At 61.3% G+C, this 1205-nt stretch carries 2 protein-coding genes; one reads left to right on the top strand and one right to left on the bottom strand.

The features are described from left to right. Positions 1–166 precede the first annotated feature (166 nt). Positions 167–823, top strand: coding sequence for a ligase-associated DNA damage response endonuclease PdeM (pdeM, locus tag NA637_RS25045; protein WP_256075289.1), 657 nt, complete (start codon positions 167–169; stop codon positions 821–823). Between the two features lie 6 nt (positions 824–829). Here pdeM and NA637_RS25040 read toward each other — a convergent pair whose 3' ends face one another. Continuing rightward, positions 830–1063, bottom strand: coding sequence for a hypothetical protein (locus NA637_RS25040; protein ID WP_256075277.1), 234 nt, complete (start codon positions 1061–1063; stop codon positions 830–832). Between the last annotated feature and the right edge of the window lie 142 nt (positions 1064–1205).

Genomic DNA, 1205 nt, shown 5'->3' with positions numbered 1-1205 from the left:
TACCACCACTTTTTGAGAAGCTACGTAGGGCCGAATTTATTCGGCCACCGCTGCACGCTCGATGTCGACTGACTGAACGAACTGCGCCCGATAAGAAATTGGAGAGATCAAGGCCCATCCCACGCCCCCATGCCATCACACCGAATCGACAGATAAACTCCACGCAATGACCCCGCACTTACCCATCGAACTGGCACAGACCGAACTCTGGCTGCTCCCCGACAAAGCCATTTACTGGCCTGATCGAAAAGCACTGCTGATCGCCGACATTCACGTTGGCAAGGCTGCCGCCTACCGCCGCCTCGGCCAACCGGTACCACACGGCACCACCCAGGCCAACCTGCAACGGCTCGACGCCCTGCTCGACCGCTACCGCTGCGAGCAGCTGATCTTCCTCGGGGATTTCCTCCATGCGCCGGAATCACAGAGGCCCGCCACGCTCAGCCAATTGCTCGACTGGCGCGCCCGGCATCCAGAGCTTGCGGTGACCCTGATACGCGGCAACCACGACCGTCGCGCCGGCGACCCGCCTGCCAGCCTGGCAATGACCGTGGTGCCCGAACCGCTGCTGCTCGGCCCGTTCGCCCTGCAGCACGAACCCGATCCGCACCCCAGCCATCACGTCCTGGCAGGCCATCTGCACCCGGCGTTCCGCCTGCATGGACGCGGCCGTCAGTCGTTGCGCCTACCCTGTTTCTGCCTAGGCGAGCGGGTCAGCCTGCTGCCGGCTTTCGGCAGTTTTACCGGAATGATGGAAGTAGACGCCGACCCGGGGCGGCGTCTTTACGTGGTTGGGGATGATCGGGTATGGCGGGTGGCGTGACGTGGTTCAAGCCTGGGAAATGCCGGTGACAGTGATACCGAAGCGTTCGGCCAGGCGAGTGGCCGGTGTTTCCTCGACATCCGGATCATGCTCATAGGCGTCCTCTTGCCCGGCATAATCCTGTTCGGCCTTTTGTGTGACCAGCGCTACTGCCTCGTCTATATCCGGCTGGTGATCGGACTCGGTTCTGAGGATGGACGTGTTGCCGTCTTTGCTATACGCGATGATCCAGGTCGTCATGGGTGTCCCTCGTGTCTTAGCGCCTTCGGCGAAACTCGCTCGACGAGATTGGCGTCGCTTTGGTTAGAGGTTAGTCCGTCGCATTCAGTTCTGCTGCTTGTGCTTGTTGAATCAGCTGCCGGACGGTCTGAACGGGGCAATC

The organism is Stutzerimonas stutzeri, assembly GCF_024448935.1.
GTDB classification, from domain to species: Bacteria; Pseudomonadota; Gammaproteobacteria; order Pseudomonadales; family Pseudomonadaceae; genus Stutzerimonas; species Stutzerimonas stutzeri_AO.
Note: the sequence above shows the minus strand (reverse complement) of the source record. Positions and strands in the feature narration are given on the sequence as shown.

What these genes read in the sequence shown, in the direction of transcription:
- pdeM (WP_256075289.1), top strand. Translation starts at nt 167, where the DNA reads ATGACCCCGCACTTACCCATCGAACTGGCACAGACCGAACTCTGGCTG.
- NA637_RS25040 (WP_256075277.1), bottom strand. Translation starts at nt 1,063, where the DNA reads ATGACGACCTGGATCATCGCGTATAGCAAAGACGGCAACACGTCCATC.